Origin of the sequence: Bacillus sp. FMQ74 (assembly GCF_001875785.1) — a bacterium.
GTDB lineage: Bacteria > Bacillota > Bacilli > Bacillales > Bacillaceae > Bacillus > Bacillus stercoris.
Genome location: NZ_MOEO01000001.1, coordinates 648,981 through 675,060, shown reverse-complemented (window position 1 = coordinate 675,060; position 26,080 = coordinate 648,981). Strand labels below are relative to the sequence as shown.

23 protein-coding genes and 1 riboswitch are annotated in these 26,080 nt (G+C 45.5%); of the genes, 1 reads left to right on the top strand and 22 read right to left on the bottom strand.

Annotated elements, in window-relative coordinates:
• Positions 1 to 2: 2 nt before the first annotated feature.
• The 7 genes from priA to BLL41_RS03580 all read right to left on the bottom strand — a co-directional run bounded on the left by priA (position 3) and on the right by BLL41_RS03580 (position 8,523).
• The gene (gene priA / locus BLL41_RS03610; RefSeq protein WP_071576823.1) at positions 3 to 2,420 is read right to left on the bottom strand and encodes a primosomal protein N'; all 2,418 of its coding nucleotides are present in this window, start codon (positions 2,418 to 2,420) and stop codon (positions 3 to 5) included.
• Complete coding sequence (gene coaBC / locus BLL41_RS03605; protein WP_071576822.1) at positions 2,417 to 3,637, bottom strand: bifunctional phosphopantothenoylcysteine decarboxylase/phosphopantothenate--cysteine ligase CoaBC; 1,221 nt, start codon at positions 3,635 to 3,637, stop codon at positions 2,417 to 2,419. The genes priA and coaBC overlap by 4 nt, the downstream gene beginning before the upstream one ends.
• An 80-nt stretch (positions 3,638 to 3,717) precedes the next feature.
• On the bottom strand, positions 3,718 to 3,921 hold the full coding sequence (gene rpoZ / locus BLL41_RS03600; RefSeq protein ID WP_003221520.1) for a DNA-directed RNA polymerase subunit omega: 204 nt from the start codon (positions 3,919 to 3,921) through the stop codon (positions 3,718 to 3,720).
• Positions 3,922 to 3,924: 3 nt separating this feature from the next.
• Complete coding sequence (gene gmk, locus BLL41_RS03595; RefSeq protein WP_003232083.1) at positions 3,925 to 4,539, bottom strand: guanylate kinase; 615 nt, start codon at positions 4,537 to 4,539, stop codon at positions 3,925 to 3,927.
• A gap of 7 nt (positions 4,540 to 4,546) precedes the next feature.
• Positions 4,547 to 4,816: an extracellular matrix/biofilm regulator RemA gene (remA, locus tag BLL41_RS03590; protein ID WP_003154355.1), complete on the bottom strand. Its 270-nt coding sequence runs from the start codon at positions 4,814 to 4,816 to the stop codon at positions 4,547 to 4,549.
• 76 nt (positions 4,817 to 4,892) lie between these two features.
• Positions 4,893 to 5,768 (bottom strand): YicC/YloC family endoribonuclease, encoded by an 876-nt coding sequence (locus tag BLL41_RS03585; RefSeq protein ID WP_071576821.1) that lies wholly within the window; start codon positions 5,766 to 5,768, stop codon positions 4,893 to 4,895.
• Positions 5,769 to 5,850: 82 nt separating this feature from the next.
• The gene (locus tag BLL41_RS03580; RefSeq protein WP_071576820.1) at positions 5,851 to 8,523 is read right to left on the bottom strand and encodes a calcium-translocating P-type ATPase, SERCA-type; all 2,673 of its coding nucleotides are present in this window, start codon (positions 8,521 to 8,523) and stop codon (positions 5,851 to 5,853) included.
• Between the two features lie 121 nt (positions 8,524 to 8,644).
• Between BLL41_RS03580 and rqcH the strand changes: the two genes are divergently transcribed.
• Positions 8,645 to 10,357, top strand: a complete 1,713-nt coding sequence (gene rqcH, locus BLL41_RS03575; RefSeq protein ID WP_071576819.1) for a tRNA modification protein RqcH — start codon at positions 8,645 to 8,647, stop codon at positions 10,355 to 10,357.
• Positions 10,358 to 10,396: 39 nt separating this feature from the next.
• Here the strand turns inward: rqcH and sirC are convergent, their stop codons facing one another.
• The 15 genes from sirC to BLL41_RS03500 form a co-directional block, all read right to left on the bottom strand.
• The gene (sirC, locus tag BLL41_RS03570; RefSeq protein ID WP_071576818.1) at positions 10,397 to 10,885 is read right to left on the bottom strand and encodes a precorrin-2 dehydrogenase; all 489 of its coding nucleotides are present in this window, start codon (positions 10,883 to 10,885) and stop codon (positions 10,397 to 10,399) included.
• Positions 10,866 to 11,651 carry a sirohydrochlorin chelatase gene (gene sirB / locus BLL41_RS03565; RefSeq protein WP_071576817.1) on the bottom strand — a complete coding sequence of 262 codons (786 nt, stop codon included), beginning with the start codon at positions 11,649 to 11,651 and terminating at the stop codon, positions 10,866 to 10,868. The genes sirC and sirB overlap by 20 nt, the downstream gene beginning before the upstream one ends.
• A gap of 1 nt (position 11,652) precedes the next feature.
• Entirely contained in the window at positions 11,653 to 12,426 is a 774-nt protein-coding gene (gene cobA, locus BLL41_RS03560) for a uroporphyrinogen-III C-methyltransferase (protein WP_071576816.1), read from the bottom strand.
• Positions 12,427 to 12,524: 98 nt separating this feature from the next.
• Positions 12,525 to 13,118: an adenylyl-sulfate kinase gene (gene cysC, locus BLL41_RS03555; RefSeq protein WP_015252120.1), complete on the bottom strand. Its 594-nt coding sequence runs from the start codon at positions 13,116 to 13,118 to the stop codon at positions 12,525 to 12,527.
• Positions 13,119 to 13,130: 12 nt separating this feature from the next.
• A complete protein-coding gene (gene sat, locus BLL41_RS03550; protein ID WP_071576815.1) occupies positions 13,131 to 14,279 on the bottom strand; it encodes a sulfate adenylyltransferase in 1,149 nt (382 codons plus the stop codon).
• A 48-nt stretch (positions 14,280 to 14,327) separates the two neighbouring features.
• Positions 14,328 to 15,392: a sulfate permease gene (gene cysP, locus BLL41_RS03545; protein WP_071576814.1), complete on the bottom strand. Its 1,065-nt coding sequence runs from the start codon at positions 15,390 to 15,392 to the stop codon at positions 14,328 to 14,330.
• Positions 15,393 to 15,403: 11 nt separating this feature from the next.
• Positions 15,404 to 16,105: a phosphoadenylyl-sulfate reductase gene (locus tag BLL41_RS03540; RefSeq protein WP_071576813.1), complete on the bottom strand. Its 702-nt coding sequence runs from the start codon at positions 16,103 to 16,105 to the stop codon at positions 15,404 to 15,406.
• A gap of 164 nt (positions 16,106 to 16,269) precedes the next feature.
• Positions 16,270 to 16,375, bottom strand: a riboswitch (SAM riboswitch).
• A 145-nt stretch (positions 16,376 to 16,520) separates the two neighbouring features.
• Positions 16,521 to 17,153, bottom strand: coding sequence for an orotate phosphoribosyltransferase (pyrE, locus tag BLL41_RS03535; RefSeq protein WP_071576812.1), 633 nt, complete (start codon positions 17,151 to 17,153; stop codon positions 16,521 to 16,523).
• Complete coding sequence (gene pyrF / locus BLL41_RS03530; RefSeq protein ID WP_071576811.1) at positions 17,150 to 17,869, bottom strand: orotidine-5'-phosphate decarboxylase; 720 nt, start codon at positions 17,867 to 17,869, stop codon at positions 17,150 to 17,152. Before pyrF ends, pyrE begins: the two co-directional genes overlap by 4 nt.
• Positions 17,838 to 18,773, bottom strand: coding sequence for a dihydroorotate dehydrogenase (locus BLL41_RS03525; protein ID WP_071576810.1), 936 nt, complete (start codon positions 18,771 to 18,773; stop codon positions 17,838 to 17,840). The genes pyrF and BLL41_RS03525 overlap by 32 nt, the downstream gene beginning before the upstream one ends.
• Positions 18,773 to 19,543, bottom strand: coding sequence for a dihydroorotate oxidase B electron transfer subunit (gene pyrK / locus BLL41_RS03520; RefSeq protein ID WP_071576809.1), 771 nt, complete (start codon positions 19,541 to 19,543; stop codon positions 18,773 to 18,775). The genes BLL41_RS03525 and pyrK overlap by 1 nt, the downstream gene beginning before the upstream one ends.
• Positions 19,540 to 22,755: a carbamoyl-phosphate synthase (glutamine-hydrolyzing) large subunit gene (carB, locus tag BLL41_RS03515; RefSeq protein WP_071576808.1), complete on the bottom strand. Its 3,216-nt coding sequence runs from the start codon at positions 22,753 to 22,755 to the stop codon at positions 19,540 to 19,542. Before carB ends, pyrK begins: the two co-directional genes overlap by 4 nt.
• Positions 22,740 to 23,834, bottom strand: coding sequence for a carbamoyl phosphate synthase small subunit (locus tag BLL41_RS03510; RefSeq protein WP_014663911.1), 1,095 nt, complete (start codon positions 23,832 to 23,834; stop codon positions 22,740 to 22,742). The genes carB and BLL41_RS03510 overlap by 16 nt, the downstream gene beginning before the upstream one ends.
• Positions 23,831 to 25,117 (bottom strand): dihydroorotase, encoded by a 1,287-nt coding sequence (locus BLL41_RS03505; RefSeq protein ID WP_071576807.1) that lies wholly within the window; start codon positions 25,115 to 25,117, stop codon positions 23,831 to 23,833. Before BLL41_RS03505 ends, BLL41_RS03510 begins: the two co-directional genes overlap by 4 nt.
• Positions 25,101 to 26,015 (bottom strand): aspartate carbamoyltransferase catalytic subunit, encoded by a 915-nt coding sequence (locus tag BLL41_RS03500; protein ID WP_071576806.1) that lies wholly within the window; start codon positions 26,013 to 26,015, stop codon positions 25,101 to 25,103. The genes BLL41_RS03505 and BLL41_RS03500 overlap by 17 nt, the downstream gene beginning before the upstream one ends.
• Positions 26,016 to 26,080: the final 65 nt, after the last annotated feature.

Genomic DNA, 26,080 nt, shown 5'->3' with positions numbered 1-26,080 from the left:
TCTTACATCATCATATAAGGATTCATATCAATTGAAATCATTACATGCTTTTGTTCAATTTCGCGTTTATAATGTTCCAGTATCTTCTTCAATAAAGCGGATAACTGGGTTTCCTGTTTGTATTTTATCACGCATTGATAGCGATATCTATCTTTGATCCTGGCTATCGGCGACGCGCTTGGCCCGAGGATTTTCGTGTCAGCTCCGCAGTTTGCTTTCAAAAAATGAGCGATTTTTTCAGCTGTAACCGCCGCTTTCGCCACTTCCTCATGAGAAACCGTCACAAGAGCCAAATAGTAGTAGGGCGGATAGGATTGCTCTCTCCTGTGTGCCATTTCATGCTGATAGAACGTTTCATAATCGTGTGTCTTCGTCAACTGGATACTGTAGTGAGACGGTGTATACGTTTGAATGATGACATGACCGGGCTTTTCATGCCTGCCTGCCCGGCCGCTGACTTGCGTTAACAGCTGAAATGTTTTTTCAGCCGATCTGAAATCAGGAATATGAAGTGTTGTATCGGCACTTAACACTCCGACAAGCGTGACATTCGGAAAATCAAGCCCTTTCGCGATCATTTGCGTTCCGAGAAGAATATCCGCTTTTCCTTCTCCGAAAGCTGACAGTAGTTTTTCATGGGCGCCTTTCCTTGATGTCGTGTCAACATCCATCCGAATCACTCTTGCATTTGGCAGCACTTTTGTCAGCTCTTCCTCCACTCGCTGTGTTCCCGTTCCGAAAAAGCGGATATGCTCGCTTGCGCATTCAGGACAAGTATGCGGAACAGGCTCTTCATGTCCGCAATAATGACATTTCAGCCTTTGACCGTAACGATGATACGTCATAGAGATGTCGCAGTGCGGACATTGCGGGACATAGCCGCAATCCCTGCACATCACAAAGGAAGAATAGCCTCTTTTATTTAAAAACAGTACCGCCTGCTCACCCTTGGCAATTGTTTCTTCAAGCTTTTCCATCAATTCAACAGAAAACATCGAGCGATTGCCGCTTCGAAGCTCCTCTCTCATATCGACAAGCGAAACCTCAGGCATCACCCGATGGTTAACACGGTGCTTCAGTGAAAGAAGCTCGTATACGCCCTTTTGCGCTCTAGCATATGACTCTAATGTCGGCGTAGCACTCCCTAATACAACCGGGCAGCTGTGATGCTCAGCCCGCTTGATTGCCACCTCTTTCGCATGATAGCGTGGCATTTCTTCCTGTTTATAAGAAGACTCGTGCTCTTCATCGATGATAATCATTCCGAGATTTTCAAACGGAGCAAAAATTGCGGATCTGGCACCGACGACAAGTCGCACTTCCTTCCGGTGGATTTTACGCCACTCGTCATATTTTTCTCCAGTGGATAAACCGCTGTGCATGACTGCCACCTGGGAGCCGAAACGGCCCTTGAAGCGGTTGACCATTTGCGGCGTCAGCGAGATTTCCGGTACGAGGACGATGGCTTCTTTTCCTTTCGCCAGTACTTTTTCAATTGATTGCAGATAAATTTCCGTTTTTCCGCTTCCTGTCACGCCGTGAAGAAGGAACACTTTATGCTCATCGCTGTCCAATGTCTCACGTATAGGCTCAAAGGCAGCCCTCTGTTCGTCTGTCAGCGGCAGCGGCTCTGTTTTTTTGAACATTTTGTCCTGATAGGGATCTCTGTAGACCTCTTCATAGCTTTCCTTCAAAAGCCCTTTTTGGATAAGGGTTTTGATGGTCGCAGAGCTCGCGTCCGTTCTTTTGCACAAGTCCGCCGCAGGGATTTTCACACCTTCTGGCTCAGAAATGAAAAAGTGAAGAATCGCCTGCTGCTTGGCTGCTTGACGGGACAATCCCTCAGCCTGCTTAGCAAGCTCTTCTTTACTCGCATTTGCCTGAATATGCCTCACCATTTTTTTATTTGTTTTTTGCGCGACTTTATAGGTCACGTCTATGCTCCCTTTTTGAACATGCTTTTGAATCAGTTTCAACGTATTATGATCGGGTATATCTGAATACAGCAGCGTCTTTGTTTCAGAAAACAGCCGCTCCACTTGCGGCGGAAGCTCAGCTCCGTTTGCAATTTTTAATTCTTTTTCATATTTTGCCTTTAATGCGGCAGGCAGCATTGCTTGAAGTGCCGTTATTTTAAAAGACAGCGTTTTGTCGGACAGCCATGATGACAGATCCATAAGCTCCTCTGTCAGAACAGGTGTAAGATCTAATAAATCCTCTACTTCCTTGACAGATTTCCCCGATAGGTCAGATGCTTCTTTGACTGCTGTTACAAACCCCTGAATCTTACGGGGGCCAAACGGAACAATGACCCGCATTCCCGTTTTGATCATGCCCTTGAGATGGTCTGGGATTTTGTAATCAAAAGGCCTGTCTATATTTTTGGTGCTGACATCCACGATGACCTCTGCAAAATTCATGTTCGTTCTCCGGTTTGTTTTGAGAGGGCTGCGATCTCCTGAAGAATTTCAAACGAAACATCGAGCTTAGACATGATCGGAAGTTCGCGCTTATGCCCGTCTTTGAAAAAGATTGTCACGATATTCGTATCAGCACCAAAACCGGCCCCATTTGCTTTCACATCATTTGCCACAATCATATCAAGATTTTTGGCAGCGAGCTTTTTACGGGCATAGTGTTCAACATCTTGTGTTTCAGCTGCAAATCCGATCAACAGCTGCTCCTGCTTTTTCTCGCCCAATTCTTTTAAAATATCGACTGTTCTTTTCAGTTCTAAGGTCATACCGCCGTCTTGTTTTTTCATTTTATGGTCAAAAACTGTTTTTGGCGTAAAATCGGCTACCGCAGCTGTTTTGATGACAATATCGCTTGCTTCATACACAGAGAGCACAGCTTCGCGCATATCCGCTGCCGATTGAACAGGGATAAACTCAGCAAGGCCTTTAGGCTGATCAAGTGAAACAGGCCCAGAGATTAAGGTTACCCGTGCACCGAGCCGGACTGCAGCCTCCGCTAATGCGTAGCCCATTTTGCCCGTCGATTTATTGGTAAAAAACCGGACAGGATCAACCGCTTCCCGTGTTGGACCGGCTGTAATGACCACACGTTTGCCTTCTAAAGGGACGGATGTTTCATCAGCAAAATGTTTTTCGGCCAGCTTTACGATGTTTTCAGGCTCTTCCAATCTGCCTTTTCCGACGTAACCGCATGCTAAATAGCCCTCACTTGGCTCAATAAAACGATAACCGTCCTGATAAAGAACAGAAATATTTCGTTTGACTGCCGGGTGGTCATACATGTGAACATTCATCGCCGGCGCGATCCAAACGGGAGCCGTCGCTGCCAACAATGTTGTCGTCAGCATATCATCAGCGATGCCGTTTGCCAGTTTTCCAATCACATTAGCCGTAGCCGGCGCTACGATAATCAAATCGGCCCAGTCTGCGGCATCAATATGAGAAATGACGCTTGGATTTTGTTCTTTAAATGTATCTGTATAGACTTCGTGGCGGCTCAATGCCTGAAATGTCAGCGGTGAAACGAATCGGCAAGCTGATTCAGTCATAATCACTTTGACATTCGCTCCTGCCTGAACCAGCTTGCTCGTTAACGCACAGGCTTTATAAACAGCGATGCCTCCGCTCACGCAAAGTAACACATTTCGATTGTTAAGCAATGAATTCTCCCCCTCTGCACTTTACAAAACCGCACGGAAAAAAATAACAACCTACATGATATAGGTTGCTACTTGTGCTACTATTCGCGGTCTTCCTTTTCAAACGAAAGCAGGCCTGCATCAATTTCTTCTAAAGCTTTGCCTACATATTTGTGTGAAATCGTATGTTCAATCATTTGGTCTTTTTTGATTTGCATTTCACGGGCGCGTCTCGCAGAAACAGTCACGAGCGTATATTTTGAATCTAATTTATTCATTAAAGAATCAATTGACGGATCTAACATTGATTATTCAACCTCCAGCATTTTCTTATATCTTGGTGCAACGCGTTCACGCTTCAAATGTTCAGCAAGAACGATTGCTTTGATTTTATCGCAAGCCGTTTCGACATTATCGTTTTCAACGACATAGTCATAAGCATCCATCATTTCGATCTCAGCTTTTGCGGCTTTCATTCGATTTTCAATCAGAGCGTCTGTTTCTGTGCCTCGTGTCACGATTCTGTTCTTCAGTTCAGAAAGGCTTGGAGGCGCAAGGAAAATAAACAGGCCTTCCGGGAAAGCATTTCTCACTTGAAGAGCCCCTTGAACTTCAATTTCTAAAAAGACGTCTTTTCCATCTTGAAGCGTCTGTTCAACATAATCGACAGGCGTGCCGTAATAATTGCCGACATACTCTGCCCATTCAAGCAGCTTGTTGTCCGCAATCATTTGCTCGAATTCGTCTCTTGTTTTGAAAAAATAATCGACTCCGTTCACTTCGCCCTCTCTTGGACTTCTTGTGGTTACTGAAATCGAATATTCAAATTTTGTGTCTTCCTGCGAAAAGATCGCTTGTCGAACCGTTCCTTTACCAACTCCTGAGGGACCTGAGAGAACGATTAATAACCCTCTTTCTTTCATGCGGCAATTACCCCTGCCCTTCATCCATAATTTCTTCTTTAACAGAAAGTCTGTGTGCAACTGTCTCAGGCTGGACGGCAGATAAGATAATGTGATCACTATCCATGACGACAACTGCACGGGTTCTTCGTCCGTATGTAGCGTCAATTAGCATTCCGCGGTCTCTTGCATCCTGGATCATCCGTTTGATTGGCGCAGACTCCGGGCTGACAATCGAAATCATCCGATTGGCGGAGATGATATTGCCAAATCCGATATTAATCAGTTTAATCGTCATCTTCTACGTTCCCCCTGTAAAATAGACGTCTCTAGTTTAGCCTAGTAAGACCGTCTGTAAACAATACGCACAGTCACTATTCTATATTTTGCACTTGTTCTTTTATTTTTTCAATAGAACTTTTCATTTCAACGACAAGCTTTGTGATCTGATGATCATTTGCTTTTGAGCCGATCGTATTTGCTTCCCGATTGAGCTCCTGAACGAGAAAGTCGAGTTTGCGCCCGACAGCTCCGCCACTAGCTAATATATCACGAAACTGGGCGAAGTGGCTCTTCAGCCTGGTAATCTCTTCAGTAATATCAGAGCGGTCTGCAAAAATAGCGCATTCTGTTACAAGCCGGCTCTCGTCTAATACATCTTCAGTCCATTCTTTGATTCTGGCGTACAGCCGTTCCCGGTAACGAGATACGACATCTGCAGCAAGCAATTCAGTCTCTCTCACCAGCTCTTCAAGCTGATCAATATGCATCAGGCAGTCTTTCGCTAAGAGCAGCCCCTCTTTTTCACGCATTTCACAGAGACCTTTTACTGCTTCCTCTGCAGCATCGGTGATCAACGCCTCCAGCTTGTCATTTTGCGTCTGTTCTTCATGAACCTGGACGACGTGATCAAGCTTAAAGAAATCCATTACATCGGGCTCTGCAGACAATTGATACCGCTTCTTCATATCTCTCGCAGCTGCGACAAACTCATCGAGCAGCGGCCAATCAATCTCAAGCTTTTTCTCAACAAGCATATCACTGTCAACAGATACAAAAAGCTCAATTCTTCCGCGCTGGATATGCTGCAGAATGGTCTGTTTCAGCTTATCTTCAAAATATAGCAAAGGCCTTGGCAAACGAGCGTTCACTTCTTTAAATCTGTAGTTCACAGATTTAAGTTCTACGCTTACAGAGAGATCATCTTGTGTTTTGCTTGCACTGCCGAAGCCTGTCATACTTCGTATCATTTTAAAACACCCAATTCTTCCCTGTTCTCATAATAAAAGGGCAATAGACATGCTATTACCCCTTAGATTATATCATATGGATTTATTTTTTTCTTGTTAAAAGTGACCCCGCCAGCAAAAAAGTAGGGATGGCGGACATACCGATGACGAGCATCCAGTCTCCCGGCGTGATGGCTACAGTATGGAAAATCGGCTGAAGCGGCGGATAGTAGATCACTACAAGCATCAGCAAAATGGATGACAATACCGCACCGATTAAATACAGGTTTTGAAACGGATTTCGGGAGAAAACAGAAGTCTCGCTTCGGCAGTCAAAAACATGAATAAGCTGGGCCAGCACCAATGTTGCAAATGCGATCGTCTGGGCATAAGCCAAATTTTCCGGGTTGCGGTGGTACACAATGATAAATGCTAAAATAGTGGCAGCTCCGATTAAAAATCCTCTGGAGACGACCTTCCACCCTAGCTTGCGGGCAAATACCCCTTCTTTCGGATGACGGGGCTTGCGCTTCATTACGTCTCCTTCCGGCTGATCCATACCGAGCGCCATTGCCGGCAATCCGTCCGTCACCAAGTTGACCCACAAAATCTGAATCGGAACGAGCGGCAAAGGAAGGGCGAGCAGCATAGCAAACAGCATGACAAGGATTTCTCCGACATTAGAAGCCAACAGGTATCTAATAAACTTTCTGATATTTTCGTAGATGTTCCTGCCTTCTTTTATCGCTGATTTAATCGTCGCAAAATTATCATCCACGAGCACAAGAGATGACGCTTCTTTAGCCACATCTGTCCCGGTAATGCCCATAGAGACGCCGATATCAGCTTGTTTAATGGCAGGGGCATCATTGACGCCGTCTCCCGTCATCGCCACGATATGCCCGTTCTCCTGATAGGCTTTTACGATTTTCAGCTTATGCTCAGGAGAAACGCGGGCAAATACATACACATCCTCCACTACATTAGAAAGCTCTTCTTGAGAAAGTTCATTCAGCATTTTCCCGTCCATGATTTTGCCGCTTTTCGGAAGGAGGCGCAGATCTTTCGCTATCGCTTTAGCGGTCTCCACATGATCACCTGTAATCATGACGGTCTTAATTCCCGCTTCACGGCATTCTTTAATCGCCTGTCTGACTTCCGGCCGCGGCGGGTCAATGATACCTGAAAGTCCAAGCATGGTCAGATCTTTTTCCGCCTGCTCCATTGACGGTGTTTCGCCTGCTTTTATCGGCCTGTAGGCGACCGCTATCGTTCTGAGCGCCTGAGATGCCAAATGTCTTAATACCGCCTCTGTTTCTGCTTTTCTTTCATTTGAAAAAAGAGCGGCTGAGCCGTCATAATAAATACGTGAAGATCGCTGCATCAGTACATCCGGTGCACCTTTTGTAATGATATAACGCTTTCTGTCCTGATCCTCTACGATGACAGTCATCATTTTCCGTGCAGAATCAAACGGAAATTCTTCAATCACCCTGTAGTTTGATTCAACAAACTCCTTTGAAAAACCGCCTTTTCTTGCCGCGGTGAGCAGCGCTCCCTCTGTCGGATCTCCGTCAAGGACATATTCACCGTCTCTTTTCTCAATATTGGAGTTGTTACAGAGCGCTCCGAACAGAAGCATCTGCTGAAGCGGCTTATGTTCATTGATACTGACCTCTTTTTCGTTCAGTGTGAAGCTTCCTTTCGGTTCATACCCGGCCCCTGTCACTCTCCATGTTTTCCCTCCGGACCAGACATGTGTCACCGTCATTTTGTTTTGGGTCATTGTCCCTGTTTTATCTGAACAAATGATAGACGCACACCCAAGCGTTTCAACAGCAGGAAGCTTTCTAACAATGGATTTTTGTTTAATCATCCGCTGTACACCAAGCGACAGCGCCACTGTGACAATCGCCGGCAGCCCCTCTGGAATGGCGGCTACCGCTAATGAGACACCCGCTAAAAACATGCTGTACAGATCATGACCCTGAATAACACCGACAGCAACAACAAGAACGGTCAGAAGCAATGCAACAACAATCAAAATCTTCCCAAGCTGCTCCAGTCTTCTTTGCAGCGGGGTTGACAACGTCCCAGCCGATTCAAGCATGTCAGCAATTTTCCCCATTGCCGTATTCATCCCTGTCCCGACGACAACCCCGACACCGCTGCCGCGGGTCACAATCGTTCCCATAAATGCCATATTGGTAATATCGCCGAGTGAAACATCCGGTTTTTTCAGTTTATCAGCGTGCTTCACAACCGGGATTGATTCCCCGGTCAGCGCTGATTCTTCTATTTCAAGGCTTCTCGCTTCAACGATTCGAACGTCTGCGCCAATCCTGTCCCCGCTCGTAAATTTCACAATATCCCCCGGCACAAGTTCCTTAGAAGGAATCTTTGTCCAGCTTCCTTCCCTCAGTGCCATGACATGCGGTGTTGAAAGCTCTTTTAATGCCTGAAGAGATTGCTCAGCACGCCTTTCTTGAAAGAAACCGAGTATGCCATTCACAAACACAATCGCAATAATCGCAACCGCATCTACATATTCACCAAGAAATCCTGAGATTAACGTTGCCGCCAGAAGCACAAGCACCATAAAATCTTTGAACTGCGCGAAAAACAAAAGAAGCGCTGAAGTTTTTTTCCCTTCTTGCAGCTCGTTTGGCCCATGCTTGTCAAGGCGTTTTTTCACTTCTTTTTCTGTTAATCCTTGTTTCATGGACGTATTGGTTGCCTCTAGTAAATCTGTTTGTCCCATTTCATGAAACTTCATTCCGCTCGTCCACTCCCCTGCTCTCTTATAGAGATATCACTCTATAAGCATGCTTATTCTGACTCGTCCCATTTCATGCTATAATTATCGAATGCAGGAAGAATGAGAGGGTGTATTGCATATGTCGTTTGATGGCATGTTTACATACGGAATGACACACGAACTTAACGAGAAAATAATGGGCGGACGAATTACAAAAGTCCATCAGCCATATAAGCACGATGTGATTTTCCACATCCGTGCCAAGGGGAAAAACCAAAAACTATTATTATCGGCACATCCAAGCTATTCACGGGTGCATATCACGACACAAGCTTATGAAAATCCAAGTGAACCACCAATGTTTTGCATGCTGCTGAGAAAGCATATCGAAGGCGGATTCATTGAGAAAATTGAACAAGCGGGCTTAGACCGCATTATGATTTTTCATATCAAAAGCCGAAACGAAATTGGCGATGAAACCGTACGAAAGCTTTATGTAGAAATTATGGGCCGCCACAGCAATATCATTTTGACTGACGCAGCAGAAAATGTGATTATCGACGGACTTAAACATTTATCACCGTCAATGAACAGCTACCGTACAGTACTGCCCGGCCAAGATTATAAGCTTCCGCCTGCTCAGGACAAAATATCGCCTCTTGAGGCGTCAGAAGATGATATTTTGCGTCACCTCAGCTTTCAAGAAGGAAGGCTTGATAAACAAATTGTCGACCACTTTTCAGGCGTGTCTCCGCTTTTTGCCAAAGAAGCGGTTCACAGAGCTGGCCTTGCTAACAAAGTCACACTGCCAAAAGCGTTGCTGGCACTGTTTGCCGAAGTAAAGGAGCACCGTTTCATTCCCAATATTACGACTGTAAACGGAAAGGAATATTTTTATCTGCTGGAGCTGACTCATCTAAAAGGCGAAGCACGCCGTTTTGATTCATTAAGCGACCTGCTCGACCGTTTTTATTTCGGAAAAGCTGAACGAGACCGAGTCAAACAGCAGGCTCAGGATCTTGAGCGTTTTGTTGTGAACGAACGGAAGAAGAATGCCAACAAAATCAAAAAATTAGAGAAAACCCTGGAGTATTCGGAAAACGCGAAGGAATTTCAGCTTTACGGGGAGCTTTTAACAGCTAATTTATATATGTTGAAAAAAGGTGATAAACAGGCTGAGGTCATCAATTATTATGATGAAGAAAGCCCGACAATCACGATTCCTTTAAACCCGAACAAAACACCTTCCGAAAATGCCCAGGCCTATTTCACGAAGTATCAGAAAGCGAAAAATTCGGTCGCGGTTGTCGAGGAGCAAATCAGGCTGGCACAGGAAGAGATCGAATACTTTGACCAGCTGATTCAGCAGCTTTCGTCCGCTTCTCCCCGGGATATCAGCGAAATCAGGGAAGAGCTTGTAGAGGGCAAATATTTACGCCCTAAGCAGCAAAAAGGCCAGAAAAAGCCAAAAACGCACAACCCGGTGTTAGAAACATACGAATCCTCCTCAGGACTGACGATTTTAGTGGGGAAGAACAATCGCCAAAATGAATATTTAACGACAAGAGCGGCAGCCAGAGATGATATTTGGCTTCACACGAAGGACATTCCTGGCTCCCACGTTGTGATCAGAAGCAGCGAACCGGATGAGCAAACAATCATTGAAGCCGCGACAATTGCAGCTTATTTTTCAAAAGCTAAAGATTCAAGCTCCGTGCCTGTAGATTATACAAAAATCAGGCATGTCAAAAAACCGAACGGCGCGAAACCCGGTTTCGTCACCTATGACAGCCAGCATACCGTCTTTGTCACACCAGATGCTGATACTGTCATCAAGCTGAAAAAAAGCTGAGCCGCATAAAGAAAAGCCAGAGCATTTGTATGCTCTGGCTTATTTCTTTCTTCTCACTTGATAAAGCCTATCCACTTCAGCAACAAAATCGCCGTCAATCAGCTTTTCCACGTTTTCAGCAAGCACTTTTGTGTGCTTTGGACTGGCTCCGCTTGTAGAAACAGACACAGTGACATGCCCTCTTTTTACGATTTTCGGCATATATACATTGCCAAGCTCAGCGTCACTGACACAATTGACAAGCTGAAAAGGCGAAGCAGATTGGGCAATTTCTTTGTTCACTGCCGCATCATCCGTCGCGGCAATAATGAAAAAAGCATTGAGATAATCTTCTTTTTCGATCGTCCGTTTTTTCCATTTGATGCGTCGATCTTCTGCCATTTGCTTGATTTCCGGTTCAACATCCGGACTGACAAGCGTTATATCAGCTCCTTCAGAAATCACCGTTTTCAGTCTTCTGAGAGCGATGCTGCCGCCCCCCGCAATGACAACCTTCTTCTTTTCCAGGCTAATGTGCAGCGGAAGCATATGAACCTCCATCAAAATCAAATTGTCCCTCAGGATTTGCCGCAGTTTCTCTCACACGGTTTAAAAATGCGTTCTTCACATGCGGGTGGAAACCGATATAAGAAGAGAGGTAGACATTCGGATTATGAGCTTTTAATTTCTGAACCTCTCGTTCGATTTCATTCATCAGCATACCCGTAAAGAGCAAATACGGAACGATAAAGGTTGTTATGCCGTCATCTTTTTCAAGTTCTGAAAAAACCTCTTTGTAATTCGGGCCGCATGCTGTCAAAAAGCACGGAATGACTTCCTTGACTGGAACAATTTCCTGAAGAAGATTAGCAATACCGGTCACGTCTCTTTTGACATCTGGATCTGAACTTCCCCTTCCGATGAGCACCACTCTGGCATTTTCATATGGAACGCCTATGTCTTTCATTCGGTGATATACAGCCTTGACTACTTCTTCGTCAATCCCGATTGGCTTTCCGTATGAAATATGGACTGACGGATATCGGGATGCAGCACGCGCAATTTCTTCCGGAATATCATGTTTTGCATGCGCAGCTGTTAAAAGAAGCAGAGGCACCACTGCGATATGAGTGGCGCCTTGCTTCACACATGCTTCAAATCCTGTCTCAATTGTCGGCTCCTGAAGCTCTAAAAAGCTGATTTTTTGTACTGGCACAGAGATGTGTGCCTTACACCCTTCCAAAAAGGCTGCGGCTTCTTGCTGAGCTTTTTTGACCCGGCTGCCGTGGCCGACATATAAAATCGCTTGTTTCATTTTACAACGCCTCGCTTAAATCTTGTTTTTTCAGTTCAGATTCAAACCATTCCAGCTTATAGTGATAATTTACAACATTTCCAATGACAATTAAACTCGGATTTGTAATGTTTTCTTTTATCACCGTTTCTGAAAGGGTGTCAACTGTACAAAAAACAGATTTTTGCTTGTCCGTTGTTCCCCAATGAATAAAGGCTGCCGGCGTAGAACCGTCCCGGCCGTTTTCAAGGAGTTTTCTTTCAATCTGCTGCACGTTTTTGATACCCATATAGATGACAAGTGTATCAATTCCTGTAGCCAGCGCTTTCCACTTTTCCTCAAAATCTTCATCACTTTTATAATGACCCGTTACAAATGCGACGTTAGAGCCCGCATCCCGATGAGTAACAGGAATCCCGGCATAAGCGGCTGCCGCGATTCCTGACGTAATGCCGGGGATGATTTCAAACGGTATCCCATTTTCAGAGAGGCATTCCGCTTCTTCCCCTCCCCTGCCGAACACAAAAGGGTCACCGCCTTTCAGTCTGACAACCATTTTCCCTTTTTGCGCATACTTCACAAGAAAGCGATTGATGGTTTCCTGCTTCATCGTATGAAAATCTGGAAGCTTCCCGCAGTAGATCAGGTCTGCTTGCTCTTTGGCATATTGTAAAATCTCTTTACTTACTAATCTGTCATATAAGATGACATCAGCTTTTTCAATGGCTTTCAGCGCTTTAATCGTCAGCAGATCAGGGTCACCGGGACCCGCTCCTACAATATATACTTTTCCCATCGTATTTCCCCCGATCTATTCGAGTTCTTCCAGAACATTCGCTGTGATGTTGTTCTCGCTTGCATTCCGGCATCTGAGAAGAACGCAGCAGATCATATTCAGCTCAATTTTTGTTTGACAAACTCGATCAGCTGATTTTTACACGCTTCACGGTCATGCTGTCCTGAATCAAGAACGAGCTCTGGCGCTTCGGGTTCTTCATAAGGAGAATCAATTCCTGTAAAAAACGGAATCTCTCCGTTTCTTGCTTTTTTGTAGAGCCCTTTCGGATCCCTTTGTTCACAAATATCAAGGTCGCATTTAATGTATACTTCATTGAATTCGCCAGCTTCCACAAGCTCGCGAACCTGTTGTCTGTCCTCGCGGAAAGGAGAGATAAAAGCAGTAATGACAATGGTTCCCTGCTGAACAAAAAGTTTTGCCACCTCTCCGATTCGGCGGATGTTTTCTTTTCGGTCTTCATCAGAAAAACCAAGATCCTTATTTAAGCCGTGACGGATATTATCCCCGTCCAGCACAATGACTTGGTAGCCTTGCTCAAACAATTCTCTCGCAGCGGCGTTGGCAATGGTTGATTTACCTGAGCCGCTTAACCCTGTCAGCCAGAGAATGGAGCTTTTATGCTTGTTTTTTTGCTGGTACTCTTCTTTTGTGATAGAGGCTTCATGCCATACAATATCGCGATTTGTCACTGCCAATCCTCCTTAAGATACGCCTACTTCTTCTTTTTTCTTCATCCCTTTGATTAACACTTCTACGACTTCTTTTCGGCTGAATTCAGCAGGAGGCAGCACACCGTCTCTCAGCATACCTCTTACCTTAGTGCCTGATAAAATGACGTGATGCTCTCTGCCATGAGGGCATGTTTTCGCTGTTCCCATATTTCCGCATTTTTTACAGAAGAAGCTGTGCTCGAATTTAAGCGGTGTAATCCCGAGTTCTTCAGGTTTAAATGTGTCAAACAGCTCCTGTGCTTCGTATGTTCCGTAATAGTCGCCTACACCTGCATGGTCACGGCCGACGATGAAATGTGTGCATCCGTAGTTCTTTCTGACAAGCGCGTGAAAAATTGCTTCTCTCGGGCCTGCATAACGCATTGCCGCCAAGAAGACACCAAGGAACACGCGATCTTTCGGGTAATAATGATCAAGAAGAACTTGGTAGCTTTCCATCCGTACATCAGCTGGGATGTCATCGGATTTTGTTTCGCCTACTAACGGATTCAAGAACAAGCCGTCTACTGTTTCAAGAGCCGTTTTTTGAATGTATTCATGCGCTCTGTGAACAGGGTTTCTTGTTTGGAAGCCGACAATCGTTTCCCAGCCTTTTTCAGCAAACTGGCGTCTTGTTTCTGCCGGTTCAAATGTAAACTCAGGGAACTGTTTTGAAGCTTTTTTAATCAACGTGATCGGTCCGCCGACATATGTATTGCCGCGGCTGAACAGTTTTTTAACACCGGGATGCTCCTGCTCATCCGTTTTGTACACATTGATAGCTTCTTTTTGTTTGTCGGGCACATACAGGTCTTCGATTTGGATAACGCCGTATGTGTCTCCTTCATACGTTAACTTTACCGTTTCACCAACTGACAATTCCGCTGCTTTTTGCGAATCGACCGGAAGTGTGATTGGAAGAGACCAGACAACGCCGGAAGAAAGACGCATGTTTTCGACAACAGATTCGTAATCTTTTTCATTAAAGAAACCTTCAATCGGGCTGTATGCGCCGATACCGATCAATTCCAAATCCGCGAAAGAAATTAAATCAAGTTCAATTTCTTTTTGAATGCTGCTCACATCATATGATTCATTTACTCTGTTTACTAATGTTCCTCCATGTGGTGCTAAGCTCATAACATCCATCTCCTCCTAGTTAACTTATAAAATTACTCAGATTAATATTCAGATTCCCCCGCCTTGTTCGTGGACTGAGCGTCTCTCTTTACGAATGGCCTTTGTCAGGCTGACGGCACCGCCCGCCGCTAAAAGCACACTTACCATGATAAAGATCGAATAATAATCCGCTTTTAAAAACAAGGATACAAGCAGATAAGAAATCGATAAAGATAAAAACGGCGATACGATCCATACCTTCAGCATCGTTTGAACAACTTGTTTATGGAACACGTTCGGACCGTTTTTTGCCATGCCTATTCCGATAATAGACGATGACGTGACTTGCGCCAAGGGCACCGGCATCCCAAATACAGAACTGATAATTACGAGTCCCGCTCCTGTGCCGGATAAGAGAATGCCTTCTCCTTTTGAAAATCTCGTAATTTTCTTCCCGTTTGTTTCTAACACACGCCTGCCTAATAACAGTGCGCCAAGCGCAACAAAAGCTCCTCCGTACAAGGTTCCTTTTACGACATCAAGCACACCGGCAGCCACTAACGGGCCAACGGCATTCGCCACGTTATTCATGCCGGCAGAGAATGCTTCGAAAAATCCGGCAACTAACAAAACAATGCCGAGGATTTTTTGCTTTTTAGAAGATTTTACTTCAATCTTAAAATAACGAAACAGCTTAGATACGAAATAAGTGAAGCCAAAAGCGAACAGCGGGACAAAAACCCAAAATGTCACAATGATCAGAAGATTATTCACAAACAATACTTTATAAGCCACTCCCACGCCGACAACCGCGCCGACTGTTACTTCACTTGTCGATAAAGGAATGCCGAGCAGATTAGCCGTAAAGAGCGACAGCGCAGCAGCTCCAATAATGATGCAAACAATCGTCAGTGTAATCGTCTGTTCAGGGATAATGCCAGAGCTGATTGTTTTTACGACCTCGCCTCCGCCAATGACCGCCCCAGCCAAGACACCGACTGCGCATAGGATCAAAGCGTAGGTTTTCTTTTTGATGGCTCCAGAGCCGTAAGCAACTCCCATCGAAGCTGCAGCGCCGCTTGCACCAATATTCATCGCGAAAAACAAGCTAAATAAAATAGCGGCTAGTTCCATTTTGCAGCTCCTTATTCATGCAGTCCGCATTCTGTTTTCGCCATACCATTCCATCTGCCTGAACGCAGATCCTCTGCGGTAAAAGCGGGAGCAGTACAAGGCGCACAGCCAATACTTGGGTATCCTTGGTCATGAAGCGGATTGTAGTCCAGTTCATTCCGTGATGTGTATCTCCAAATGTCTTTCCAAGTCCAATGGATAAGCGGGCAAACTTTTACTGACTTGAATTTTTCATCTTTGTTTAAGAAATTCGTGTTGGCACGGCTTGGCCCTTGATCACGGCGCAGACCGGAAAGCCAGGCTGGATGTCCTGAAAGCGCCTCTTTTAAAGGAACAACCTTTCTGAGATAGCAGCACTGATTCGGCTCTCTTTCCCACAGTTTGTCACCATATTCTTCGGCTTGTTCCTCAAGGGTGAGGTCTGGTTTTTTCAGAATGATATTAAGACCCGGATAACGCTCTTTCACTCGTTCAATTGTTTCATAGGTCTCTTTAAAATGAAGTCCTGTATCAAGAAACACAATCTCTGCGTCTTTTTTCACTTTATAAATTAAGTCAATCAGAACGATTCCCTCAATTCCGAAACTGCAGGCATAAACAAGCTGGTTGCCGTAATGGCCGTATGCCCACTTTAAAACTGAAAGCGCTCCTTTATAAGGATCGTCTTCCGGAAATGTAATCGTTGGTTCTTCCCAATTATCATACGTTAACATTTCTTCTTTCCTCCTTTCGGAGACAAACAAACAGTAGCTTCCTGCCGGTTGTCTTTTCCCTATTGTAATGTGATTCTTGGCTGGTGATATCTCAAACAGCCTTTTTGCCTCTTAAAATAAAAAACTTTCAATCCGGCGGAAAGAAAGACAGGAACAGCATGTAGCCCTTATCTTTCAAAATGGAATTCATTTTGCTGGAAGTAGCACCTTACAAACTATGCAGGTTGCCGGGCTTCATAGGTCCAGTCCCTCAGCCGCTCTTGATAAGTTTTTCAGATTTGTAGTAAATTTTAGCACAATTCTAACATAAGTCAACCCGACTTTTTTGATAGGATTAATAAAAAAACAGGCCTCACAGCCTGTTTTCAAGCATATCAAGGCTTTTAAGCCCCTATGCATCAGCAAAAAAGAATTTTTAATTTTTAAACCAATCTTTTGACTCGGGATTTCGTTTCCATGTTTGCAGCTTTTTTAGATCATTTGAATGAATATTTCCGTTCTCAAGCGCGACCTCTGTGAGCGTATCATAATCAGTTAATGAGTAGTATGGCAGTTCTGCCTTTGCGAAGGCTTCTTCCGCTTTAGGAAGTCCGTACGTAAAGATCGAGACGACACCAAGCACCTCACAGCCGGCCGCTTGTAAAGCTGCACAAGCTTCAAGCACGCTGCCTCCTGTGGAGATTAAGTCTTCAATAACGACCGTTTTTTGCCCTTTCTGCACAGCTCCCTCAATCTGATTGCCTTTTCCGTGCGCTTTCGGCTTGCTCCTCACATAACACATCGGAAGATTCAAACGGTCAGCCGCTAGAGCAGCATGAGGAATACCCGCGGTTGCTGTTCCCGCAATCATTTCAGCTTCGGGAAAATGCTCTTTGACAAGCTTGCTGATGCCTGAGGCGACATCATTTCTGACCTCTGGGAAAGATAGTGTAAGGCGGTTGTCACAGTAGATTGGTGATAAAATGCCGCTTGCCCATGTGAACGGCTCGTTCGGACGTAAAAATACAGCTTGGATGTCTAATAGATGTTTGGCGATGATTTGTTTCAAGATTTGATTCCCTCCCATTCAAGTCTGACAGCCTTATAGGCTTTTACCGGATCTTCCGCTTTTGTAATCGAGCGTCCTACTACAATCGCTGATGAGCCTTTTTCTCTTGCAATTGCAGGTGTCGCTATGCGGACTTGGTCATTCGCAGCGTCCTCTGACATTCTGATCCCTGGAGTGACAGTCAGAAATGAAGGCGACACCGCTTGGTAAATGGCTTTTGCTTCATGAACAGAGCAGACCACTCCATCCAGTCCGCTTTCTTCCGCCTGTTTGCTGTAGTGCACAACCGTATCGATCAGAGACTTTTCGATCAGCAGTTCATCCTTCATGATTTGTTCAGATGTGCTTGTCAGCTGGGTTACCGCAATAAGTGACGGACGTTTTTTCCCCGCCGGCGTACCTTCTTCTAAGCCTTCAAGAGCTGCTTGCATCATTTTTTTGCCCCCGGCCGCATGAACATTGACGAGGTCTACACCGAGACTGGCAAGACGTTTCATCGCCTTGTTTACAGTGGTCGGAATGTCATGAAGCTTTAGATCCAAAAACAGCTCGCAGTTTCTTTCTTTTAGCTGTTTCACGATAGATGGCCCTTCTTGATAAAAAAGCTCCATTCCAACCTTTACAAATAACGGTTCTTGCTGAAAAGGCGCTAAGAACGCAAGTGTTTCTTCAGCTGATGCAAAATCAAGCGCGATGATGGGCAGGTTGTTTTTCATGATTCCAGCTCCTTCCGATGCATTCTTCAATTGATTGATAGCCATATTGGCGCAAAACAGATGGAAGCTGTTCAATAATCTCTGGACATGCAAAAGGATTCACAAAGTTTGCTGTTCCGACAGCGACCGCGCTTGCTCCAGCGAGAAGAAATTCCAGGGCATCTTCAGCAGTCTGCACGCCTCCCATTCCGATAATCGGGATGTTGACCGCCTGGCTGACTTCATACACCATGCGAATGGCAACCGGCTTCACAGCAGGGCCGGAAAGTCCCCCTGTTTTATTCGCTAATATCGGTTTGCCGGTTTTTAAATCGAGTCTCATGCCAATTAGTGTGTTGATCATCGTGAGACCGTCCGCTCCCGCTTCCTCGATCGCTAACGCAATTTCTGTGATATTAGCCACGTTCGGGGAAAGCTTCACATAAACGGGCACATTTGAAACCTCTTTCACGGCTTTTGTCAAATTGGCAGCCATTTCAGGGTTCGTGCCAAAAGCGATTCCGCCTGTTTTCACATTCGGGCAGGAAATATTCAATTCAAGTGCATGAACATTAGACGCTTTGCTGATATGCTCTGCAACTTCCACATAATCCTCGACTTGAGAACCTGCGACATTGGCAATAATCGGCGTATCAAACTGCTCAAGCCACGGCAGCTCATGATGCAAAACACTATCCAGCCCCGGATTTTGGAGACCGATCGCATTAAGCATCCCAGCACCAGTCTCGGCTACCCGCGGGGTCGGATTCCCGAAGCGAGGCTCCTTTGTCGTAGCCTTAATCATGATGGCTCCAAGACAAGACAAATCATAAAAGCGTGAAAATTCTTTTCCAAAACCGAAGCAGCCTGATGCAGGAATGATTGGATTTTTCAAGTCAAGTCCCGGCAATTTCACCTCTAGCATTACAGCGCCACCTCCTGAGCTTTAAATACAGGCCCGTCGAGACATACTTTTACATAAGATGTCTCACCTTCGTTTGTATGGCACACGCACGCGAAGCATGCGCCGATTCCGCAGCCCATTCGTTCCTCCATGGACAGATATACTTCTTTATGGGCATATTCCTGTTTTAGCGCCTTGAGCATCGGTGTCGGCCCGCAGCTGAGAAGGATATCAAACTCTAGATGTTTTTGTTTAATCACATCTGTGACAAATCCTGTTTCCCCGTAGCTTCCGTCAGCTGTTGCCACATACGTGTCTCCATACTGCCGGCATTCTTTCTCGTAAAAAACATCCTTTGCCGATTGGAATCCTAAAACGTGGATGACATTTACCCCTTTTTCATACAAGCGTTTCGACAGCTCTTGGAGAGGCGGCACACCAACACCGCCTCCTACCAGCAAAGCCGTCTTTCCGGGTTGGACTTCATTGACAGGAAAGCCATTTCCCAAAGGCCCGAGGACATCCACAAGCTCTCCCTGCTGTTTCAGAGACAATAGTCTTGTACCTTCCCCATCTACTCGATAAATGATGGTGACTTCACTTTTTTCAAAATTGACGTCGGCGATGCTGATTGGCCTCCTCAAAAGAGGCGTAACCGCTTCGCTCACTTTAAGATGTAGGAACTGCCCCGGGGTTGTAAACCCTTGGACAAGCTCCCCTTTCAGAACCATTTGATACACCCGGTCTGCAATTTGCTGGTTAGAACATACTGTCAAATACGCTTTTTTCATATAGTGACTGCCGCCTCCTGATTTGTGTTGACTGCCGGCATTTGATCAGCGCGGAATGTCATGCTTTCGAGCACTCGCAATATCGCCTCTGCCGTATCTAACGATGTTAAGCAGGCAACACCATTTTCTACTGATTCACGTCTGATTCTAAATCCGTCTCTTGCCGGCTGCTTTCCTTTTGTCAGCGTATTGATGACAAACTGTGCTTCACCGTTTCTGATGACATCAAGCAGGTTCGGACCATCCTGGCCGATTTTTCCGACGACCTTCGCTGGAATAGAAGCTTCTTTCAGGTAGCCTGCCGTTCCTTCCGTCGCTAAAATGTTGTAGCCGATCGCGTGGAACCGCTTAGCAATGGCAAGCCCTTCTTCTTTGTCCTTATCAGCTACTGTTAAAAGCACGGAACCGTAGTTCGGGATTTGAATACCTGAAGCAATCATGGCTTTATAGAGCGCCTTTTCAAGGGTCGAATCTTTCCCCATGACTTCACCTGTTGATTTCATTTCAGGCCCTAACGTAATGTCCACTCTTCTCAGCTTGGCGAAGGAGAAGACCGGAGCTTTTACAAATACACCTTGCTGCTCAGGCTGAAGGCCCTCTGTATAACCAAACGCAGCCAACTTTTGCCCGAGAATGATTTTTGTTGCGAGATTCGCCATTGGGATACCCGTAATTTTGCTTAAGAACGGTACAGTTCTGCTTGATCTAGGGTTCACTTCGAGAACGTACACCTCGCCTTGTGATAAGACGAATTGAATATTGAGCAAACCGACAATGTTCAGCCCTTTAGCAAGTGCGATCGTGTATTGTTCAATTTTTTTCTTAATGTCCTCAGTGAGAGATTGAGGTGGATAAACAGCGATCGAGTCTCCGGAGTGAACACCCGCACGTTCAATGTGCTCCATAATTCCTGGAATGACGACTGTTTCACCGTCAGATACTGCATCTACTTCAATTTCTTTCCCAGTCAAATATCTGTCAATTAATACAGGGTGCTGCGGATTGATTTTGACTGCGTTTTTCATGTAATGAAGCAGTTCTTCTTCATGATACACAATCTCCATCGCCCGGCCGCCAAGTACATAGGAAGGGCGTACCAGTACCGGGTAACCGATATCACTTGCGATGCTTACCGCCTGATCAACTGATGTCGCTGTTTTGCCAAGCGGCTGCGGAACACCAAGTTCTCCAAGCGCTTGTTCAAATTTATCCCGGTCTTCCGCACGGTCTAAATCTTCTAATGAAGTTCCAAGGATTTTCACTCCGCGCGCAGAAAGCTCGTCAGCAAGGTTAATCGCAGTTTGTCCGCCAAATTGTACGACAACGCCCATTGGCTGTTCGAGGTCAATGATGTGCATAACATCTTCAATCGTAAGCGGTTCAAAATACAGCTTGTCTGAGATGCTGAAGTCTGTTGAAACGGTTTCCGGGTTGTTATTGACAATAATAGCTTCATAGCCTGCTTGTTTAATTGCCCATACAGAGTGAACAGTCGCATAGTCGAACTCGACACCCTGACCGATTCGAATTGGACCCGAACCAAGCACCATCACACTTTTCTTATCTGTAACGACAGATTCATTTTCTTCTTCATATGTGCTATAGAAGTATGGTGTTTCTGACTCAAATTCCGCCGCGCACGTATCTACCATTTTGAATACCGGCGCAATCCCCGCTTGTTTTCTCAAACTGTAAAGTTCGGATTCTTTCATTTTCCACTCGCGGCTGATGTACTGATCAGAGAAGCCGAGTTCTTTTGCCCGTCTCAGCACATCTGTATCGCCCGCATTCGCCTTCAAATCTTTTTCAAACTGTACGATTCCGAACAGCTTATGCAAGAAGAAAACATCGATAGCGGAAAATTCATGGAGGTCTTCTACCGTGTAACCTCTTCTGTACGCTTCAGCTAAGTAGAATAAGCGTTCATCACCGGCCTTTTTAATTCGCTTTTCAAGAAGTTCATTTGAAATGTCAGCGGCGTCCTTCAATTCAAGGTGATACACATCAGCTTCCAGTGAACGCACAGCCTTCAGCAATGACTCTTCAAGCGTGCGGCCGATCGCCATGACCTCACCAGTCGCTTTCATTTGCGTGCCGAGCTTTCTGTTTGCTGATTCAAATTTATCAAACGGCCAGCGCGGAATTTTGGATACGACATAGTCAAGAGCAGGTTCAAATGCTGCATATGTTTTTCCTGTTACAGGGTTCATCATTTCATCTAATGAAAGGCCGACTGCAATTTTAGCGGCGAGCTTTGCTATCGGGTATCCCGTTGCTTTTGATGCAAGGGCAGATGAACGGCTGACACGCGGATTTACTTCAATAATGTAATATTGGAAGCTGTCTGGGTCTAAAGCGAGCTGCACGTTACAACCGCCTTCGATTCCAAGCGCGCGAATCAGTTTTAACGATACATTCCGCAAGAGCTGATATTCGCGATCGCTGAGCGTTTGGCTCGGCGCGACAACAATACTGTCTCCAGTATGGATTCCAACTGGATCAATGTTTTCCATGTTACAAACGACAATGGCGTGATCCTGGCTGTCTCTCATGACTTCATACTCGATTTCTTTATAGCCAGCGATGCTTTTTTCAAGCAGACATTGGTGTACCGGGCTTAGTTTCAAGCCGTTCTCAACAATTTCTTTTAGCTCTGTTTCATTCGAGCAGATGCCTCCGCCTGTTCCGCCTAATGTATATGCCGGGCGGACAATGACAGGGAATCCAATTTGGCTGACGAATTTTTGCGCTTCTTCGAGGGAGTGGATAATCTCACTTTCAGGCACCGGTTCATTCAGTTCATTCATTAATGTTCTGAACAAGTCACGGTCTTCAGCTTGCTGAATCGCAGACAGTTTCGTGCCAAGCACTTCGACGCCGCATTCTGCCAAAACGCCTCTTTCAGAAAGCTCAACCGCAAGATTCAAACCGGTTTGGCCTCCGAGTGTTGGAAGAATGGCATCCGGGCGCTCTTTTCTGATGATTCGTGTCAGGAATTCAGGTGTGAGCGGTTCGATGTAAACCCGGTCAGCCATTTCTGTATCTGTCATGATCGTGGCAGGGTTTGAGTTGACAAGGATGACTTCATAGCCTTCTTCTTTTAAAGCAAGACAGGCTTGTGTTCCCGCATAGTCAAATTCTGCTGCTTGGCCGATGATGATCGGTCCAGATCCAATTACTAAAATTTTGTTAATGTCTACGCGTTTTGGCATACCGCTTCCCCTTCTTTCTCTGTTGTTTCGATCATTTCGATGAATCTGTCAAATAGATGGTTGGCATCCTCAGGACCAGGTGAGGCTTCGGGATGATATTGAACCGTAAATGCCGGCAATGTTTTATGCTTCAGCCCTTCAATCGTATCGTCGTTAATTGCGATATGCGTCACTTCAAGTTCTGTTTCACTGATAGATGAAACTGTATAACCATGGTTTTGAGATGTTAAGGCAACTTTCCCTGTAGCCAGCTCTTTTACCGGGTGGTTTGAGCCTCTGTGGCCGAATTTCATTTTTTCAGTATTCGCCCCGCACGCCAGCGCGAATAATTGGTGGCCGAGACATATTCCGAATAAAGGCACTTTTCCGAGAACACCTTTAATCATTTCAATCGCTTCAGGCACATCCTTCGGGTCTCCAGGTCCGTTAGAAAGCATGATGCCGTCCGGTTTCAGTTGAAGCACTTCTTCCGCTGTAATGTTGTAAGGCACAACGATGACGTCACATTTCCGTTTGTTGAGCTCCCTTAGAATCCCGTGCTTCATGCCGAAGTCAACCAAGACAATGCGTTTGCCTCTTCCCGGGCTCGGATATGCTGTTTTGGCTGATACTTGGGATACTTGATTTCTTGGCAATTCCGTTTCGTTCAGTCTTTTCAGCACAGCTTCGATGTCTTCATCAGATGAAGCGAATGTTCCTTTTAGCGCGCCTGCCGTGCGGATCATTCTTGTCAGTTTCCTTGTATCAATCCCCTGAAGTCCGGGAATGTTTTTCATTTTTAAATACTCGTCTAATGTGTATGCTGAACGCCAGTTGGAAGGCAGTTCACATAATTCTTTGATGATCAGCCCTTTGACAAAAGGGGTAATGGATTCAAAATCATCACGGTTAATGCCGTAATTTCCGATAAGCGGGTATGTCAATGTTACGATCTGCCCGCAGTAAGAAGGGTCAGATAAAATTTCCTGATAGCCTGTCATCCCAGTATTAAAAACGACTTCTCCCATGTTGTGTTCTAAGCTCCCGAAGGCTTCCCCTTCGAATACCGCTCCGTTTTCCAGTACTAATCGTCTCTTCATTTGACAAGTCTCCCTTCTTCATAAGCAAGCTTCCCTGCCGCAATTGTAGCGACCGGCCAGCCGGTGCAGCTGATGCCATTGAATGGTGTATTTTTTCCTTTTGATAAAAATGTCTCTTTGTCTATAACTGCTTCTTTTTCTAAATCAATTAATGTAATGTCAGCAACTTGCCCCGTTTGTAATGTTCCATATGGGAGACCGAACGCTTCGCATGGCTTGATTGTCATGTAGTCAATCAGCTGCTTCAGTGACCAGCTGCCATTTTTGACAAAGTGTGTGTAAAGAAGCGGGAATGCAGTTTCTAAGCCGACAATTCCGAATGGCGCCAGCTTCATTTCTGTGTTTTTCTCTTCTTCCGTATGCGGTGCATGGTCTGTTGCGATAAAATCAATTGTTCCGTCTAAAAGACCTTCAATCAAAGCAGCTCTGTCTTCTGCGCTGCGGAGCGGAGGATTCATTTTAAAGTTTGTGTCCAGCCCCGGGATGTCCTCATCACAAAGCAGCAAATGATGCGGCGACACTTCTGCTGTCACTCTGATCCCCGCTTTTTTCGCATCGCGTACAACCCTGACAGATTCTTTCGTGCTAATATGGCATACATGATAATGACAGTTTGCCGCCTCAGCCAGCAGCACATCGCGGGCAATATGAACCGATTCACACACAGAAGGTATGCCGTTAAGCCCGTTCGCTTTAGCAAATGTCCCCTCATGTACGCTTCCTCCGTAAATTAAGGAGTTGTCCTCGCAATGTGCAACAATCGCTTTGTCAATTGCGGCTGCCCGCTTCATCGCTTCATACATCATGCCTGCTGTCTGTATCCCAACGCCGTCATCCGTAAAGGCAAATGCCCCGGCTTCTTTTAACGCTTCAAAGTTGGTCATTTCATCGCCGATTTGCCTGATCGTAATGGATGCATATGGAAGAACTCTGACACATGATGTTTCTTTAATTCTGTTTTGCACCCATTCCATCTGCTCCTTTGTATCAGGAACCGGCCGCGTATTCGGCATTGCTGCTACTGTTGTATAGCCGCCGCGTGCCGCTGCTTTCGCCCCGGTTTCAATTGTTTCTTTTTTCTCTCCGCCCGGCTCTCTGAAATGGACGTGGAGATCAACAAACCCAGGTGAAACGAGCAAACCTTTTGCATCAATTACAGTTTCATTATCCGTTGCATTAAGCTTGCCGATTGCAGTAATGGTTTCTCCAGTCACTCGGATATCCGCTTCTGTTTTTTCACCATTTTCGTTAAGTATCCAGCCGTTTTTAATGAGATATGACATACGCTGCTTCTCCTCTTTTCACATTGGTTTGTAAGGCACGCTGTATCACTGCCATTCTGATAAATACGCCATTTTGCATTTGCTTGAAGATTCTTGATTTTTCGCTTTCTACTAAGCTGTCATCAATCTCCACTCCTCTGTTTACCGGAGCAGGATGCATGATGATCGCGTGCTGCTTCATACGCTCAGCACGTTCTACGGTCAAGCCGTATTTGTTTAAATAGCCTTCCTGGCTGACAGCGGACTGATGCCGTTCATTTTGAATGCGCAGCAGCATGACAACATCGGAAGACTCAACTGCTTCATCCATTGAGACATATGTGCCGAATGTATTTTCTTCATCCTGCCATTCCGAAGGGCCGGAAAACAGGACCCGGGCACCCAATCTTGTCAACACTTCCGCATTTGACCTTGCCACTCTGCTATGCTTGATGTCGCCGTGAATGGAGACGGTAAGCCCTTTAAACGTATTGAACTCTTCATAAATCGTCATTAAATCAAGCAGTGATTGTGTCGGATGCTGGCCGCATCCGTCTCCCGCATTCAGAATCGGGATGTTCACCTGGCTGACAAGCTCTTGATAATACTCATCTTCACTGTGCCTGATGACGCACACGTCCACACCGATTGATTCGAGCGTCCGGATCGTGTCGTATAAAGTTTCGCCTTTTTGTACGCTTGTGCTTGTTCCATCAAGGTTCAGCACATTCATGCCCAGCTTTTTTTCTGCGACCTCAAAGCTGAACCGCGTTCTCGTGCTCGGTTCGAAAAACAGGTTTGCTGCAAACTTTCCTGTCAGCTGATTGTCTGTTTTTCCGTTTTTGAGGTCTTGTGCTGTTTGAAGCAAATCTTTGATTTCCTCAGTGCTGAGTTCACTCATCGTCGTTACATGCTTCATGTTCTTTCCCCTCTCATTTCAACTTAAGGCTGAAAAAAACCCCGGGTCTAGGATAGACTCGGGGT

Bases quoted from the DNA above. Each gene is read 5' to 3' on its own strand.
- pyrK (WP_071576809.1), bottom strand. From the start codon at position 19,543: ATGAAAAAAGCGTATTTGACAGTATGTTCTAACCAGCAAATTGCAGAC.
- BLL41_RS03505 (WP_071576807.1), bottom strand. From the start codon at position 25,117: ATGTCATATCTCATTAAAAACGGCTGGATACTTAACGAAAATGGTGAA.
- sirC (WP_071576818.1), bottom strand. From the start codon at position 10,885: ATGCTTCCGCTGCACATTAGCCTGGAAAAGAAGAAGGTTGTCATTGCG.
- cysP (WP_071576814.1), bottom strand. From the start codon at position 15,392: ATGGAACTAGCCGCTATTTTATTTAGCTTGTTTTTCGCGATGAATATT.
- BLL41_RS03580 (WP_071576820.1), bottom strand. From the start codon at position 8,523: ATGAAGTTTCATGAAATGGGACAAACAGATTTACTAGAGGCAACCAAT.
- BLL41_RS03510 (WP_014663911.1), bottom strand. From the start codon at position 23,834: ATGAAGAGACGATTAGTACTGGAAAACGGAGCGGTATTCGAAGGGGAA.
- rqcH (WP_071576819.1), top strand. From the start codon at position 8,645: ATGTCGTTTGATGGCATGTTTACATACGGAATGACACACGAACTTAAC.
- sat (WP_071576815.1), bottom strand. From the start codon at position 14,279: ATGAGCTTAGCACCACATGGAGGAACATTAGTAAACAGAGTAAATGAA.
- gmk (WP_003232083.1), bottom strand. From the start codon at position 4,539: ATGAAAGAAAGAGGGTTATTAATCGTTCTCTCAGGTCCCTCAGGAGTT.
- cobA (WP_071576816.1), bottom strand. From the start codon at position 12,426: ATGGGAAAAGTATATATTGTAGGAGCGGGTCCCGGTGACCCTGATCTG.
- priA (WP_071576823.1), bottom strand. From the start codon at position 2,420: ATGAATTTTGCAGAGGTCATCGTGGATGTCAGCACCAAAAATATAGAC.
- sirB (WP_071576817.1), bottom strand. From the start codon at position 11,651: ATGAAACAAGCGATTTTATATGTCGGCCACGGCAGCCGGGTCAAAAAA.
- BLL41_RS03525 (WP_071576810.1), bottom strand. From the start codon at position 18,773: ATGCTAGAGGTGAAATTGCCGGGACTTGACTTGAAAAATCCAATCATT.
- BLL41_RS03500 (WP_071576806.1), bottom strand. From the start codon at position 26,015: ATGAAGCATGTAACGACGATGAGTGAACTCAGCACTGAGGAAATCAAA.
- remA (WP_003154355.1), bottom strand. From the start codon at position 4,816: ATGACGATTAAACTGATTAATATCGGATTTGGCAATATCATCTCCGCC.
- BLL41_RS03540 (WP_071576813.1), bottom strand. From the start codon at position 16,105: ATGTTAACGTATGATAATTGGGAAGAACCAACGATTACATTTCCGGAA.
- rpoZ (WP_003221520.1), bottom strand. From the start codon at position 3,921: ATGTTAGATCCGTCAATTGATTCTTTAATGAATAAATTAGATTCAAAA.
- pyrF (WP_071576811.1), bottom strand. From the start codon at position 17,869: ATGAAAAACAACCTGCCCATCATCGCGCTTGATTTTGCATCAGCTGAA.
- BLL41_RS03585 (WP_071576821.1), bottom strand. From the start codon at position 5,768: ATGATACGAAGTATGACAGGCTTCGGCAGTGCAAGCAAAACACAAGAT.
- carB (WP_071576808.1), bottom strand. From the start codon at position 22,755: ATGCCAAAACGCGTAGACATTAACAAAATTTTAGTAATTGGATCTGGA.